Origin of the sequence: Leifsonia sp. NPDC077715 (genome assembly GCF_040686855.1) — a bacterium.
Lineage (GTDB): Bacteria > Actinomycetota > Actinomycetes > Actinomycetales > Microbacteriaceae > Leifsonia.
Genome location: NZ_JBFBOG010000003.1, coordinates 622,406 through 636,929, shown reverse-complemented (window position 1 = coordinate 636,929; position 14,524 = coordinate 622,406). Strand labels below are relative to the sequence as shown.

Genomic DNA, 14,524 nt, shown 5'->3' with positions numbered 1-14,524 from the left:
ACGGAGACGCGTAGCTTTCTGCCATGACGAACCTGATCGAGAGACTGGCTGAGTACGTACCCTCCTGGGGTGCGCGCCTCGCGTACGGCGAGAAGACCACGCTCGACGGACACGACGTCCTCCCCGTCGCGCTCGTCGTCTTCGGATTCGGGGGCGGCGAGGGGTCCGGCGAGGATGCGGACGGCGCCCAGCGAGGCGAGGGGAGCGGCGGCGGTGGCGGCGGCTACGCGGTGCCGATCGGCGCCTACATCGGCGGATCCCACGGCCCGACGTTCCGCCCGAACCCCGTCGCGGTGATCATCGCCGCGGCGCCGCTGGTGTCGGCCGCCGGGCTTGCGTTGACGCGGTTGCTGCGGGGGAGGTGAGTGTAGGGCGCAATGATTGACAGGCCCCTGTCAAGTGCGTCATCATTGCGCCGTGCCATCATCCACCGTTCTCCATCGAGCCGTCATCTCGTCGCGTTCGCTCGACGCGGCGCTGCCCGTCTATGAAGTCGGGCTCGGTCTTGCGGTCGAAGCGCGCGCGGACGGGTTCGCCTCGCTGCGCACCGGCGATGGACTGGAGCTGATGTTTCACGAGCGTCCGGCGTCGGCGTCGGATGCGGCCGTCGCCCTGACCTTCGCGGTCGATGGACTCGATCGAGCGATCGAGCGCTGGACCGCAGCCGGGGGAGCGGTCGTCGACCCGCCCGCCGCGCAGCCGTGGGGTGAGCGGATGGCGGTGGTGAGGGACGCCGACGGACACCTCGTCTGCCTCGTGGAGTCGCCGTGAGCGGCGGCCGGGAGCTTACGGTCCTCGTCGACGAGGTCTTCCGCCTGGCCGACGCGTTGTCGGCGGCTGGGGACAGGCTGGTCGCGGGGGAGCAGCTGACCAGCGCCCGCTGGCTGACGCTCGGCGCTGTCGCCCACGGACCGCTGAGCGTCGCCGGGATCGCCCGCCGCCGCGGGATGCGCCGGCAGTCCGCGGCCGAGAGCGTCGCCGCCCTGGAACGCGCCGGCCTCGTGACACGGGAGCCGGATCCGGACGACGCGCGAGCGCCGCTCGTGCACCTCACGGAAGAGGGCCGCGCGACGCTCAAGCGCATCCGCCCGGTGAGGCACGCCTGGGCGGACGAAACGGCCCGCGTCAGCTCGGCGGAGGAGCTGGCCGAGACGGCGGACGTGCTGCGGCGGATCCGGCTCAGGCTCGAATCGTGAGCGCTCATGGCGAGGACCGACGGGGCGTGGAGGAGTCGCTGGGCGGCGGCAACGCGACCGAGGGGGTCGTCACGCCGCAACCCTACGCCGTTATCGCTGCGCCTCGGCAAGTTGGCGCATTAGGTGGCGGAGAGACAATTTAACCTCCGGCGTCGTCCACGATCATGAGGCTCCTGTGCGCGAAGGCTTCCAGACCAGCCACTTGCGCTCGACCTCTGACACCAAGTCAACATCGAATCGTTGAGCGATGAGAAGCACCTGGGCCAGAACATCGGCGAGCTCGGCGCGGAAGTCCTGCCCGAGCTCTGCTTCGCTTTGTCCTTTATCGCGCGCTTGCCCGCACCTTGCCAGATAGGCCTGGGTCAACTCGCCGACCTCTTCACCGAGCTTGAGCATGAACCAGTCATCCGTGCGGTCGATCCCGTGCCGCTCCGCGTAGAAGACCGACACGGACTCTACGTTGGCCTGCAGCTCAACAACTTCCATGCGTCGAAGCATTGCAGGAAATCGGGCAGCACCTGCCCGTACGAGGCGGATTCCGCCGAACAGATTGTCCAGATCGCGAAAACCGACAATCTACGTGCGGAAAGAGAATCTACGTTGGCGGTCGGCACGTCGTGAGAGAGGAGGAGCCGGAACTCAACTCGACCTGACATAATGTGCATTATCAGCGCTTCAGAATCGGCCCCTTCCCGTGCATTCTGCTGCGTGACAGTATTCCGCCATCACCCACTGTCGATCCGCAGTAGGAATGGCCGCCAAGTGCTGGCATGTGTCCTCTGAGGATCACTCGAGGACGATGGAGCCATGAATCTCCCGGGCACCGACTTCAGCGATCTGCGCGCGCTGTTCATCAACACGACGCTCACGCGGTCGCCCAGGCGCAGCCACACGCAGTCGCTGATCGACGTCAGCGCGTCGATCATGTCCGCGAACGGCGTGCAGGTCGATCAGTTCCGTGCTGTCGACTACCCCATCGCAACGGGCGTCCATCCCGACATGCGCGAGCACGGCTGGGACGTGGACGCGTGGCCCGAGCTGTTCCCCCGGGTGCTCGCCGCCGACATCCTCGTGATCGCCGGGCCGATCTGGCTCGGCGACAACAGCAGCGAGACCAAGAAGGTCATCGAGCGGCTGTACGCGCATTCGAGCGAGCTCAACGAGAAGGGCCAGTGGCTCTACTACGGCCGAGTGGGCGGCTGCCTCATCACCGGCAACGAGGACGGGATCAAGCACTGCGCGTCGAACGTCCTCTACAGCCTCCAGCACATCGGCTACGCGGTGCCGCCGCAGGCGGACGCCGGCTGGATCGGCGAGGCCGGACCCGGCCCCAGCTACGGGATGACCTCGGCGACGGTCGGCGCGTCGGGTTCGACAACGAGTTCACCAACAGGAACACGACCTTCCTCACCTGGAACCTCATGCATCTCGCGCGGCTCCTGAAGAACGCGGGCGGCTTCCCCGAATACGGCAACCAGCGCCGGGAATGGGACGCCGGTTCCCGCTTCGATTTCCCCAACCCCGAATACAGGTCTTGAGCCGGACAGCCTGTCCGTCCGCGCTCGTCCTGCGGCCATCGCGGTGGCGCCCCAACCGCCCTGAGCATCAGACCGGACGAACCGCCGGTGGCGTCCAGTCGCCGTTGAGGATGCTCTCGTCGGGCCAGTAGGCGCGGAGGTAGACGGAGAAGTCGTCGGCGGGTGCCGGCAGCCAGTTGGCGAGGTCTGCCGGGTCGGAGGGTCGTTCGCCTCCGACCGTGAGAGTCAGCGAGCCGTCGTCGCCGCGGGTGAGGTTCTGGTTCTTCGTGCCCAGTGAGAACCGGTCGAGGTCGTTGGCGTGGAAGAAGTGGTGCTTGTTGTAGACGGTGAGCGACCAGAAACCGGCCACCGGTGGGAGCTGCCCGGCCTCGAAGCGGACCGAGTACCGCCGCGTGCCGTTCAGGCGCGCGCCGTCGGCGTCGAGGTCCTGGTAGAAGTAGGTGGTCTCGTTGGGCGTGTTGACGAAGATGTTCGACTTGCCGACCGCGGTGCGCATCAGGTAGTCGGTGCCGAACCGCGCGCCGCTGCGCTGAGTGGTCCAGTTGCCGCCGACGGGGATGCCGTAGTTGCGGAACTCGAACAGCTTTTTCACGACGGCGTCCGCGTCCACCGCCGCCTGACGGCACGCAGCGGCGATGTCCTCGTCCCGCTGCGCGGCGTCCAGGACGACGCGGAACCAGTCGTAGAGCGCTTCCTCACCGGGCAGGGGCGGGACTTCGTCCAGGATCTCGGCGAACGACTCGAAGAACGTCTCCGGGTTCACCCACTGCGTCTCTGCCTGACCGGACGTCGCGTCGGAACCGCCGAAGCTGGGCACGCCGGCCCAGTCGGTCACCTTCATCGTGCCGTCGAAGTCCGCGAGCGGGTACACGCTGATCTGGTTCACCAGCGGGAGGATCGCCGCGCGGTCCTCGGCGGTGTCGTCCAGGAAGACGCGTGGGATCACCACTCCGCACCGGGTGTCGTAACGGAAGACTCCGGCGATTCCGACGGGCACCTCCCCCTCCCACGTCGTGGGCGCGAGCAGGTAGTGACCGGGTGCCGTACCGTACATCTTCCCCAGCTCGACAAACGAGTCGGTGCGTTGATTCACGACCTGGTACACCCAGAACCGGTCGCCGAAGTCGGGCACCTGCACCACCGCCGGTCCGAGGTTCGCGTCCAACGGACCGAACCCGTAGGCCACGTCCTGGTTCGGGCAGGCGACGACGCGCTCCTCGGGCCGGATGTAATCGTGCAGCATCCCGATGTGGTTCGGCGGCCCGGCGGGGACGATCCCTGCCAGGAGCCCTGGCCCGGGCAATTGCTCCATGAACACCCGACGGTTGTGGATGTTCACCAACGGCCACCCCCACAGGTAGGCGGCTCGAGCCACCTCCGTCGCGTACGCCGTCGTCACCCGCTGCTCTGCGCCCACCGCTCCCCCTTTGCTCAGCCTGATGGCCGGAGTCTACGTAGCGTGCGATCACCGCGAATAGTCCCGTTGGACTCCCCCGGCCGGTCATCACAGCAGATTTCGACGAACGCGCTGAACCAGCCGATTGATCAATTCGACAGCAGACACCAGAATCGTCGAATGAGCCACGTCGCCGGGGATCGATGGAGTCCAGCAGCTCGCGTCTGGTACGGCGCGATAGCGGCGGTCGTTCTGGCCGCTCTGATCATCCAGCTCGTACTGATCTTCACGGGCGGCGCCGATGCCAACTCCGGCCAGTCCGGAACCGCGGTGAGCGTCCCCGTGCGCCTCTGGCGGCTGTTCAGCTTCTTCACCGTCGAGAGCAACATCGTCGTGATGATCGTCTGCGTGTTCCTCGTCGCCGACCCACGCAGGCGCGGTCGCTGGTGGGACATCGCGCGGCTCAACGCGCTGCTGGCGATCACGATCACCGGTCTGGTCTTCGCGATCATCCTCGCCCCCCAGCTGCATCTGACCGGCTGGGCGCTGACGGCGACGATCCTCTTCCACTACATCTCGCCCTGGACCTTCGTCGCCGGATGGCTGGTCTTCGGGCCCCGTCCCCGCTTCCGATGGTCGACCGTGGCGGGTGCGTTCATCCTTCCGATCGCGTGGCTGTTCTACATCTTCATCCAGGGCGCCTTCACGCACTGGTATCCGTACCCGTTCCTCGACGTGACGAGGATCGGCCTGGGCGCGGCGCTCTTCAACGCGGTCCTGGTCCTCGTCGTCGCGGCGGTGCTGGCCGCTATCTTCAAGCTGATCGACGCGAAGATCCCGAGCGTGCTTGCCGACTCCCCCGTGGAGCGGGTCGAGATTCCGTCTGCGGTCAGCTCTGCGCGCACCTGACGAGGATCCGCGGAGCGCTTGTAACACGACATGACAGTCAGGATCGAGCCGGCGACCGTCGAGCGCTGGGCGGATATCGCCCAGGTATTCGGGCCACAGGGACGCCGGGCCGACTCGTGCTGGTGCCAACGCTTCCGCGACACCGACGCTCCCGACAACAGGGCCGCTCTCCACGAGGAGATCGCTCACGCAGACACCCCTGTCGCACTCATCGCGTACGACGAGGCGGACCCGGTCGGCTGGACGAGAGTGGTGCCGCGCTCGACACTCCCCGGCATCATCCGCAACCGAGCGCTCGCCCGCATTCTCGACGATGACCCGTCCGCCTGGTGGGCCACGTGCTTCGTCGTCCGCCGGGATCATCGCGGAGAAGGCATCGGTGTCCAGCTGCTCGCAGAGGCCGTCGACTGGGCACGACGGCACGGAGCAAGCGTCCTCGACGGTCATCCCGTGGACACCGACCTCCTCACCGGCGCGCCCGCCCCCTCGGCTGTCTTCACCGGCACCCTGCGGATGTTCGAAGAGGTCGGTTTCACCGAGCTCGGCCGGACGTTCCCCAGCCGACCGGTCATGCGGTACGTGCTCTCCGAGTGACGGCACGCTCGTCCGGCCGGCTGTGAACCCCTCACGCCTCCCGGGTGATCGACACCTGGACGAACAGATCGGAACTCGCGCCCCCGGCGTACACGCCGCGCAACGGGGTCACGTCCGAATAGTCGCGCCCGTGCCCGATGCGTATGTGGCGGTCGCCGATCTCCACGCCGTTCGTCGGATCGTAGCCATGCCAGGTGCCGCAGTACCACTCCACCCACGCGTGCGACTCCCCCGTGACCGTCTCGCCGACGACCGCGTCGATCTTCGGGTGCAGGTAGCCGGACACATAGCGGGCCGGGATCCCGATCGAGCGCAGGGCTCCGATGGCGACGTGCGCGATGTCCTGGCAGACGCCGCTGCGCGCCTCCCAGGCCTCGGCCGCGGTGGTCCGGACCCCGGTCACGCCGCTCATGTACTCCATCTCGGACGAGACCGATGCGACGATCGCCCGGGCGGCCGCACACGGACCGTCGACGGCCGGGTCGGTGGCTTCCAGGACCGACGCCGCGAGCTCGGCGAGCGAAGCGGACGGCTCCGTGAGGGGCGTCTGTCCCAGCTGCTCGACGCATCCCGCCGAGCGCGGGATCGCAGCGCGCAGCTCCTCCCAGCCGACGCCGGGCTCGGAGCCGGCGCTCTCCAGCACCTCCACCAGGCTGCTGGCCGTGATGGTGAGTTCGCGGTGCGCGTCCAGGATGTCGAAGGCGAGGACGCGCGTGCCCCAGTAGTCCGTGTACTGGTGGTGCGAGGACACCGGAGAGACCTCCACGGCCGAGTGCAGCACCAGCTGCGCGTCGCTCGAGATCGGCAGCATCCTCGCCTCGTTGTAGGAGGCGGTCACCGACTCGACGTACCGGTACCCCGTGGTGTGCACCACCCGCAGCCGCTTCACGCCCGGTCCCCCATCCAGTTCAGTGCGACATTCTCGGGGAAGTACCGCAACGCCACCGCGTCCGTGGCCGCGCTCGTGGCGTCCTGGATCCCCGACATGGCGGCGGGGAGGTCCACGAGCACGTCGGCGACCGGCCGGAACTCGAGCTCGCTCCGCACCTTCCCCAGCATCCGCACCGCGTCGTCGGAGACGCCGGCGCGCTGGAGGCGCGGCTCGATCTCACCGAGGGATTCCAGCGCGCGGGTGACCGAGTAGAGGATCGACCGCGGGAAGAGGCGGTCGTGCAACAGGAACTCCGCCGCGTTGCGGGCCGAGGGCACCCCGCGGTACGTGCGGAGGTAGGACTCGTAGGCGCCGCACGAGCGCAGGATCGTCGTCCAGCTCGGGCCGCTCGCCTCGGTGAGCGCGCGCGTCGCGAGCAGGCGCGCGGTCATGTCCGCCCGCTCCAGGCTGCGACCGAGCGTGAAGAAGTGCCACGGCTCGTCACGGCTCGCTCCGGACTCCATCACCCCGACCGCGAGAGCGGTCCGCTCCCTCACCCAGCTGAAGAACCCGTGCACCTTGTCGCTCGCCACCTGGCGTGGAGTGCGCGCCGCTGTCGTGTTGAGACATTCCCAGAGCTCGGTCGAGATGATCTCGCGGGCGCGACGGGCGTTCTCCCGCGCTGCAGCGAGCGAGTACGCGATCGACGCCGGGGCCGTGCGGTCGACGGCGAGGATCCGGAGCACGTCCTCGCGGGCGCACCGGCTGGGCGCAGGGCTCCCCATGACGCCCAGCAGCGAACGGCACGCGGTGTCCTCGTCCACCCACGGGTCCTCCAGCAGCAACTGGAGGTGGACGTCGAGGATGCGGGCCGTGCCGTCGCTGCGCTCCAGGTACCGGCCGATCCAGAACAACGACGACGCGATCCGGCTCAACATCGCGACCCCTCCTCACCTGCGCGGCTCTGCTGTTGCTGCTGTTGCTGGTCGGTGCGAGGGGAATCCTCGGTCGAATGATCCTGCGGGTGGACCCGCCCGGGGACCGTGGTCTTCGGGGAGGCCTGATCGGCGACGATCCCAGCGACGCGCGAGAGGTCGGGCTGGGCGTCCGCCGTATCCGACGAGCCGGCGCTTCGTGGATCCGGGGTCTCCGCGGCTCCGATCACCCAGGTGTCCTTCGATCCCCCGCCCTGGCTGCTGTTGACCACGAGCTGCCCCTCGCCGAGCGCGACGCGGGTGAGGCCGCCCGGAAGCACCCAGACATCACGCCCGTCGTTGACCGCGAACGGCCGCAGGTCCACATGACGCGGGCGCATCCCGTCCTCGACGAGCGTCGGGATCGTCGACAGCTGGACGACGGGCTGGGCGATCCATCCCCGCGGGTCCGCGATGAGCCGGGCCCGCAGCTCGTCCAGCTGCGTGCGGGACGCGTCGGGACCGATCACGAGACCCTTGCCGCCCGAACCGTCCACCGGTTTCACGACGAGCTCGTCGAGACGATCCAGCGCTTCCGCCAGAGCGGCCGGGTCCTCCAGGCGCCAGGTGTCCACGTTGGGGAGCACCGGCTCCTCCGCCAGGTAGTAGCGGATGAGATCGGGGATGTACGTGTAGACCAGCTTGTCGTCGGCGACCCCGTTGCCCACCGCGTTGGCGATGGTGACGTTTCCGAGCCGGGCCGCCAGCATGAGGCCGGGTGTGCCGAGCACGGAATCGACCCGGAACTGCAACGGGTCGATGAAATCGTCGTCGATGCGCCGGTAGATGACGTCCACGCGCTGCGGCCCCGAGGTCGTGCGGGTGTAGACGTAGCCTCCGCTGCAGAAGAGATCGCGGCCCTCGACCAGCTCGACTCCCATGAGCCGGGCGAGGAGCGTGTGCTCGAAGTAGGCCGAGTTGTAGACCCCGGGGGTGAGCACCACGACGTTCGGCTCGCTCATGCCGCCGGGGGCACTAGCCCGGAGCGCCTGGAGCAGCCGGTTCGGGTAATCCCCCACCGGCCGCACCCGCATCGAGGCGAACAGCTCGGGGAGGGTCTGCGCCATCACCCTCCGGTTGGAGATCACATAGCTCACGCCGCTCGGCACCCGGACGTTGTCCTCGAGCACCCGCCACTCGCCGCTGCCGTCGCGGATGAGGTCGATACCGGCGACCTGGATGCGCACGCCGTTGGCGCTGGTGACGCCCGCGGCCGCGCGATGAAAATGCGCCGACGAGGTGATGAGGCCGGCCGGGATGACGCCGTCGCGGACGGCGTTCTGGTCGCCGTAGACGTCGCTCAGGAAGGCCTCCAGAACGCGCACGCGCTGCTGGATCCCCCGCTCCAACCGCGACCATTCGGCCTGCTCGATCACGCGCGGCACCACGTCGAGCGGGAAGGGTCGCTCCTCCCCCGCGAAATCGAACGTCACCCCCTGCGCCAGGTAGGAGCTCGCGAGCGACTCCATCCTCCCCCGCAGCTCCTCCTGCGTCAGCGAGGCGAGGGCCGCGAACAGCTCCCGATACGCCGACCTGCCGCCCTTCGCCGCGGCGGCGGCTTCGCCGAACATCTCGTCGAAAGGCGCGTCTCGGCCACGTCGTCGTCGCAGAGATGCGGTCTTTGCATACCCGTCGAACAGCTCGCCCATGCGGTGACGCTATCCACGCCGCGTTTCACCCGCGTTTCGAACCTGTTGCGGGTCGCGGAATGGAGGGCGGAGAGGTTTCCGCGTACAGTACATGACGCCCGCCCCACGGGTCGCCGTTGCTCGCCGTCCCGAAAGGCCCGAATAAGTGCCCGCAGCCGCTGACCTCCGAACGAGCCGTCTGTCCGATTGGAACAGGCGGTTCATCGTCGAAGAACGCTACCTCCCCGCCGAGACCCGTCGGCGCCTCTACCTGACGTCCGTCGTCCTCGTCGTGGTCGGCCTGACCGCTTTCGTGATACTCGCCACGAACGTCATCACCCACACCGGCTACGAACGTCTCGACGTGCCGGTCGAACGCTGGTTCAACGCCCAACGGTCCGCCGAGACGACCGGCTTCATGACCGTGCTCGCGATCATCTTCGGGCCGGTGGCCATGCCGTTCATCGTTCTCATCACCGTGATCGTCTGGGCCCTGCTGGCCCGGCACCTGTGGCGACCGTTCCTGCTCGCGGTGGGGATGCTGACGGGCGTGGTGCTCGCACAGATCCTCGCGCCGATCATCCAGCACCCCCGGCCTCCGCTGTCGCTCATGCTGATGGGACCGGACCACACCTTCTCGTTCCCCTCCGGCCACGTGCTCGGGGCTTCCGACTTCTTCCTGATCCTCGCGTTCCTGCTGGCGAGCCGTATCCAGAAGCCCTGGTTCACCGTCGCGGCCTTCGCGCTGGCGGCGGCGTTGATCGTCCTGCAGGTGGCCAGCCGCCTCTACCTCGGCTACCACTGGATCAGCGACACCACCGGATCCGTCGCCCTGTCGCTGGCGGTCCTCGGTGGAGTGATCGCGCTCGACACCCGGCGCACCGTGCGCGTCGAGGGCGAGAAGGTCGAAGGCGAGCACTCGCAGCCTCAGGTGGACGGCACATGACGCCCAACGGGACGGCCGACGCCGGCGACAAAGTGCGCGACGCCGCCGAGACGGCACGCGACAGCACGGTGCTGCACGTCCTCGCCCGGATCGGTTTCGCGGCCAGCGGACTTGTGCAGGTGTTCCTCGGCGCACTGGCCATCCAGCTCGGAATCAACCACTTCGCAGACGCGGACCAGTCCGGCGCGATGGAGCAGCTGGGGCAGCTGCCCGGCGGCTTCGTGCTGCTCTGGGTCAGCATGATCGGCCTCGTGTCGCTGGCGGTGTGGCTGCTCATCGAGGCCGCCCTGATGCGCGCCGGAACGCCGGCGAAGCTCTGGGCGAGGCGGCTCCAGAACGTCGGAAAGGCGATCGCCTACGCGGCCCTCGCCCTGACCGCCCTCGCGGTCGTGCAGGGCCACCCGAGCGATGCCAGCTCCTCGACGCGCACTCTCAGCGGGCAGATCCTCGCTCTTCCCGGCGGCGCGGTGCTCCTGGTGCTGGTCGGCCTCGCCGTGATCGGTATCGGCGTGTTCCTGTTCATCAAGGGCGTGCGTCGACGGTTCCTGCGCGACATCGACATCCCCGACCTGCCGGGCGCACGCCCTGCCCTCACCGTGCTGGGCATCGCCGGCTACGTCGCGAAAGGCTTCGTGCTCGGCGTCGCCGGGACATTGTTCGTCGTGGCGGCGATCACCGTCCGTCCGGACGAGGCGTCGGGGCTCTACGGCGCATTCGAATCGTTGTCGACGCTCCCCCTCGGCGTCGCGCTGCTCATCGCCACCGGGGCGGGGCTCATCGCGTCCGGCGTCTACAACATCCTGCGGGCCTGGGTCGCTCGCTTCTGAATCCGGCGCGCGCCGCGATCACCTCTGACGGCGCACCCCGTCCCGGCGCTAATGTCAGCACCAGCCGCAGGCCGCGGCTGCCATGCGAAGGGATGAAGCAATGAGCCTCAACGACCCGACCGATCCGATGCTGCACGAGTTCTCCCTGGATGCCCGTCACATGACGCGCTCCGCCATCAACGCGATCCGCACGGCGCTGGGCATCAGCGGCGCCGTCGGGCTGATCCTGGGGATCGTGCTGCTGTTCTGGCCCGAGAAGACCATCGCCGTGCTCGCGATCTTCCTCGGGATCTACTTCCTCGTCGCCGGCGTGCTGCGCCTCGGCGTCGGCATCTTCAGTCGCGGGATGAGCGGCGGCTCGAGGGCGCTCAACATCATCCTCGGCGTCCTGCTCATCTTCGTGGGCGTCCTCGCGCTCAAGAACGTCCAGACAGCCGCCATCACCCTGGTGATCTTCGCGGTCGCCTTCATCGGCGTCGGGTGGATCATCGAGGGCGTCATGGCGCTTGCCGAGGCCGGCCGCTCCCCCAACTCCGGATGGTCGATCGCGTTCGGCATCCTGAGCATCATCGCGGGGATCGTCGTGCTGTTCGTGCCGGTGTCCTCCGCCGCCGTGCTGCTGCTGTTCGCCGCGATCGCGCTGATCGTGCTCGGCATCATCGGCATCGTCCGCGCGTTCACGTTCGGGCGCGATGTGCTGAAGGCGACGGACTCCGCCCCGGCGGCGCCGCGCGTCGCGTAACGCCCCGGCAACCGCAACGGCCCCGCTCGGATCACTCGAGCGGGGCCGTTCCGTGGTTCAGCGGTGGTTGCAGCGGCTGGGCAGGTGGTCGGCCCACCAGTCCAGGATGATGTCGAACCGCTGCCTGCGGTGGCGCGGTCGTCCACTGCGGCTCAACTCGTGGTCCTCACCCGGGAAGATCACCAGCTCGGTCTCCACTCCCCGCCGCTTGAGCGCCGTGTAGTAGCGCTCGGCCTGGCCCAGCGGGCAGCGGAGGTCGGCCGACGAGTGCAGCACGAGCGTCGGCGTGCGCACCTGGTCGACGACGGCCTGCGGACTCTGCGATCGCATCAGCTCCGGGTCGGTGCCGGTGTACTCGTCGCCGAAGAAGCTGCCGATGTCGCTCGTGCCGACGAAGGCGTCGGGGTCCAGGAAGCCGCGCTCGACGATCGCGCCGGCGAACCGGTGGTCGTGCGCGATCGTCCACGCGGTGAGGTAACCGCCGTACGAGCCGCCCATGATGCCGACCCGCTCGCGGTCGAGACCGGAGACCTGCTCGATCGAGCCGTCGAGGAAGTCCAGCACGTCGTTCAGGTCGACGGTGCCCATCTTCTGGCGGATGACCCGGCCGTGCTCCTGCCCGTATCCCGCGGATCCGCGCGGGTTGCACATGACGACCGCGTAGCCCGCGCCGGCGTAGACCTGCGCCTCGTCGAACAGCGCGCCGGTGTAGGACGCGAACGGCCCGCCGTGGATGTTGAGGAGCACGGGATGCGGCCCCTCCCCCTCCGGCACCAGCACCCAGCCGTGGATCGGGTAGCCGTCGCGCCCCGTGATCGTCAGCTCTCGAGGCGTGATGACGCCCTTCGCGCGCAGCGGCGCCGAGAGATCGGTGAGGCGGTGCAGCCCCTCCCCGTCGACGAGTGCGACATCGCCGGTGGTGCGGGCGTCCGCGAAGTTCACCACGATGGTGTCCCCCGCGACGCCGGCGCCGCCGACCACGGTCTGGTCGTCGGTCAGCGTTCGCAGCGCCCCCGACGCGTCCACCTCGGTGAGCACGAGAGCGCCACGGCGGCGGTCGACGAGGAGCACGGCGTCGTCGCGGTAGGCGACGATGCCGGACTCGGTGAAGTCCACGGTCTCCGGATCGGTCAGAAGGCGCGGCACGGCGCCCTCGCCGTCGATGACGTAGAGCGCGGTGTTGCGGGCGACGAAGTCACGGCCGCTCTCCCCCACGTCCTGCGCGGTGAAGAACAGGAGGCCGTTGTTCGCGTACTGCGCGTCCACGACGCTGAACGACCCGTGCGGACCGGTCAGATCGCGTGGCTCCCCGCCTTCGACCGGGACGGTGAAGACGTTCGAGCGCAGGTCGACATCGCGGCTGGCGTGACGCGCCGAGACGAACGCGACGCGGCCGCCGTCCGGCGAGAACGAGATCGAACCGTCGTCGTACGGGCCGTCGGTCAGCTGCCGAGGCTCCGCCACCGTCGGCGCCGGGTCCGTGGACCCGTCGGGCAGCGGGATCGGAGAGGGCGTCGGCGCCGACCAGACGTCCGGCACGGCGACCACGAAGACGTGCGCGTGCCGGTCGATCGTGTAGCCGAGACCGTTGGCCTGATATTTCAGAGTGTCGATGCGGCGGGCGGGCTCCCCGTTCGGGTCGATGCCCTCGACCGTCCCGTACCGGCCCTGCTCGGGCTCGCGGCTCACGAACGCGAGCGCACGGCCGTCGGGAGACCAGACGAACTCGCTCACGCCCAGCGTGCGATCGGTGACGGCGACCGGCTCTCCGCCGGCGGCGTCGACGACGAACAGCTGCGGCGGTCGCTTCGGCTCGGCGCGGAGGAACGCGAGCAGGCGCCCGTCCGGCGAGAAGCGCGGCGCGGTGTCGCGGAACCCGCGGGTCAGCAGCTTGGGCGCCGCGTGACCGCCGAGCGGGATGGTCCACAGCTGGCCGACGGTCGCGTCGGCCGAGAGCGACGGATGCATGACGGAGACGACCGCGCGGCCGCCTCCCGGGTGGACGGTCGGCGTGGAGACGCCGACGAGCAGGTCGAGGTCGGCGGGCTTCACTCGCCGCGCCCCTCCGTCAGCTCCGACTCCACGATCGGCGTGAAGCTGGACACGTCGCCGACGAGGCGGGTGTGGTCGGCCGGCACCGGCTCCACCGCCGCGGCGGCGACCTCGGCGGCGAACTCGCTCACGTTGTACAGGCGACCGGCGGCCTCCTTGCGCGCGTCGATGGCTCCCGGGTTGAGGCGGTTGAGCAGGGTCGCCGTGATGGTGCCCTCGATCATGTCGCCGGAGACGACGACGAACTCGACGCCCTTCTCGGCGAGCGTCGGCAGCAGGGCGCGCAGCGCGTCCTCTCCGGCCCGCTTGCTGACCGCGACCGCCTCGTACTCGGGCATCGTCGGGGTGGTCTTGATGAAGTGGGCCTGGTGGCTCGTGACGAACACCACGCGGGCACCCTCGCCGAGCAGCGGCAGCGCGGCGGTCAGGGTGTTCACCTGCGCGTCGCGGTTGAGCTGCATGGCGTAGTCCTCCGCCATGCCCGACTCCATGCCCCCGGACGCATTCAGCACGAGGATGTCGAGACCGCCCCAGGCCTCCTCGACCGTCCGGAACATGGCCGCAACCGAGTCCGGATCGGTGAGGTCGGCGCCGACCGCGAGGGCCGTCCCGCCTTGCTCCTCGATGGCGGAGACCAGTTTCTGCGCCCGCGCCTCCTTGTTGCGGTAGTTGATGACGACGCTCGCGCCGGCCTCTGCGAGGTACTGCGCGGTGTCGGCGCCGATACCGCGGGACGAACCGGTCACGAGGGCGCGCTTGCCCGTCAGCGAACCAGGGGAAAGGGGGTTGGCCACGAAAACTCCTCGGCGTCGATGTCTAGCATCCTGAGACTACCAAGTGCGTCCGACCCG

At 69.0% G+C, this 14,524-nt stretch carries 15 protein-coding genes and 1 pseudogene; 9 read left to right on the top strand and 7 right to left on the bottom strand.

Annotation, left to right across the window (positions count from 1 at the left end; genetic code table 11):
• Nucleotides 1-23 precede the first annotated feature (23 nt).
• The 3 genes from AB0P25_RS16875 to AB0P25_RS16865 are packed head-to-tail and all read left to right on the top strand — an operon-like array spanning nucleotide 24 to nucleotide 1,196.
• Nucleotides 24-365, top strand: a complete 342-nt coding sequence (locus tag AB0P25_RS16875) for a hypothetical protein (RefSeq protein ID WP_363808897.1) — start codon at nucleotides 24-26, stop codon at nucleotides 363-365.
• A 52-nt stretch (nucleotides 366-417) separates the two neighbouring features.
• Nucleotides 418-771 carry a VOC family protein gene (locus AB0P25_RS16870; protein WP_363808896.1) on the top strand — a complete coding sequence of 118 codons (354 nt, stop codon included), beginning with the start codon at nucleotides 418-420 and terminating at the stop codon, nucleotides 769-771.
• Entirely contained in the window at nucleotides 768-1,196 is a 429-nt protein-coding gene (locus AB0P25_RS16865) for a MarR family transcriptional regulator (RefSeq protein WP_363808895.1), read from the top strand. Before AB0P25_RS16870 ends, AB0P25_RS16865 begins: the two co-directional genes overlap by 4 nt.
• Before the next feature lie 162 nt (nucleotides 1,197-1,358).
• On the opposite strand, the gene AB0P25_RS16860 is transcribed toward AB0P25_RS16865, so the two are convergent.
• Nucleotides 1,359-1,682 carry a pyrophosphatase gene (locus AB0P25_RS16860; protein ID WP_363808894.1) on the bottom strand — a complete coding sequence of 108 codons (324 nt, stop codon included), beginning with the start codon at nucleotides 1,680-1,682 and terminating at the stop codon, nucleotides 1,359-1,361.
• A 321-nt stretch (nucleotides 1,683-2,003) separates the two neighbouring features.
• Here AB0P25_RS16860 and AB0P25_RS16855 point away from each other — a divergent pair.
• A pseudogene (locus AB0P25_RS16855) lies at nucleotides 2,004-2,734 on the top strand (flavodoxin family protein).
• Between the two features lie 67 nt (nucleotides 2,735-2,801).
• Here the strand turns inward: AB0P25_RS16855 and AB0P25_RS16850 are convergent.
• A complete protein-coding gene (locus AB0P25_RS16850) occupies nucleotides 2,802-4,151 on the bottom strand; it encodes a DUF1214 domain-containing protein (RefSeq protein ID WP_363808892.1) in 1,350 nt (449 codons plus the stop codon).
• A 159-nt stretch (nucleotides 4,152-4,310) separates the two neighbouring features.
• Between AB0P25_RS16850 and AB0P25_RS16845 the strand changes: the two genes are divergently transcribed.
• Both AB0P25_RS16845 and AB0P25_RS16840 read left to right on the top strand, forming a co-directional pair.
• On the top strand, nucleotides 4,311-5,039 hold the full coding sequence (locus AB0P25_RS16845; RefSeq protein WP_363808890.1) for a Pr6Pr family membrane protein: 729 nt from the start codon (nucleotides 4,311-4,313) through the stop codon (nucleotides 5,037-5,039).
• 30 nt (nucleotides 5,040-5,069) lie between these two features.
• Nucleotides 5,070-5,633, top strand: coding sequence for a GNAT family N-acetyltransferase (locus AB0P25_RS16840; protein WP_363808888.1), 564 nt, complete (start codon nucleotides 5,070-5,072; stop codon nucleotides 5,631-5,633).
• A 31-nt stretch (nucleotides 5,634-5,664) separates the two neighbouring features.
• On the opposite strand, the gene AB0P25_RS16835 is transcribed toward AB0P25_RS16840, so the two are convergent.
• Genes AB0P25_RS16835 through AB0P25_RS16825 form a run of 3 tightly spaced genes read right to left on the bottom strand, consistent with a single transcriptional unit; the run spans nucleotide 5,665 to nucleotide 9,127 of the window.
• On the bottom strand, nucleotides 5,665-6,522 hold the full coding sequence (locus AB0P25_RS16835; protein ID WP_363808886.1) for a transglutaminase family protein: 858 nt from the start codon (nucleotides 6,520-6,522) through the stop codon (nucleotides 5,665-5,667).
• Nucleotides 6,519-7,442, bottom strand: a complete 924-nt coding sequence (locus tag AB0P25_RS16830) for an alpha-E domain-containing protein (RefSeq protein WP_363808884.1) — start codon at nucleotides 7,440-7,442, stop codon at nucleotides 6,519-6,521. The genes AB0P25_RS16835 and AB0P25_RS16830 overlap by 4 nt, the downstream gene beginning before the upstream one ends.
• A complete protein-coding gene (locus AB0P25_RS16825) occupies nucleotides 7,436-9,127 on the bottom strand; it encodes a circularly permuted type 2 ATP-grasp protein (RefSeq protein WP_363808882.1) in 1,692 nt (563 codons plus the stop codon). The genes AB0P25_RS16830 and AB0P25_RS16825 overlap by 7 nt, the downstream gene beginning before the upstream one ends.
• A 145-nt stretch (nucleotides 9,128-9,272) precedes the next feature.
• Between AB0P25_RS16825 and AB0P25_RS16820 the strand changes: the two genes are divergently transcribed.
• The 3 genes from AB0P25_RS16820 (at nucleotide 9,273) to AB0P25_RS16810 (ending at nucleotide 11,621) form a co-directional block, all read left to right on the top strand.
• Nucleotides 9,273-10,052 (top strand): phosphatase PAP2 family protein, encoded by a 780-nt coding sequence (locus AB0P25_RS16820; protein ID WP_363808880.1) that lies wholly within the window; start codon nucleotides 9,273-9,275, stop codon nucleotides 10,050-10,052.
• Nucleotides 10,049-10,879, top strand: coding sequence for a DUF1206 domain-containing protein (locus tag AB0P25_RS16815; protein WP_363808879.1), 831 nt, complete (start codon nucleotides 10,049-10,051; stop codon nucleotides 10,877-10,879). The genes AB0P25_RS16820 and AB0P25_RS16815 overlap by 4 nt, the downstream gene beginning before the upstream one ends.
• 100 nt (nucleotides 10,880-10,979) lie before the next feature.
• Nucleotides 10,980-11,621 (top strand): DUF308 domain-containing protein, encoded by a 642-nt coding sequence (locus AB0P25_RS16810; RefSeq protein ID WP_363808876.1) that lies wholly within the window; start codon nucleotides 10,980-10,982, stop codon nucleotides 11,619-11,621.
• Nucleotides 11,622-11,678: 57 nt separating this feature from the next.
• On the opposite strand, the gene AB0P25_RS16805 is transcribed toward AB0P25_RS16810, so the two are convergent.
• Both AB0P25_RS16805 and AB0P25_RS16800 read right to left on the bottom strand, forming a co-directional pair.
• Nucleotides 11,679-13,673: a S9 family peptidase gene (locus AB0P25_RS16805; protein ID WP_363808875.1), complete on the bottom strand. Its 1,995-nt coding sequence runs from the start codon at nucleotides 13,671-13,673 to the stop codon at nucleotides 11,679-11,681.
• Nucleotides 13,670-14,467 carry an SDR family oxidoreductase gene (locus tag AB0P25_RS16800; protein ID WP_363808874.1) on the bottom strand — a complete coding sequence of 266 codons (798 nt, stop codon included), beginning with the start codon at nucleotides 14,465-14,467 and terminating at the stop codon, nucleotides 13,670-13,672. Before AB0P25_RS16800 ends, AB0P25_RS16805 begins: the two co-directional genes overlap by 4 nt.
• Nucleotides 14,468-14,524 lie beyond the last annotated feature (57 nt).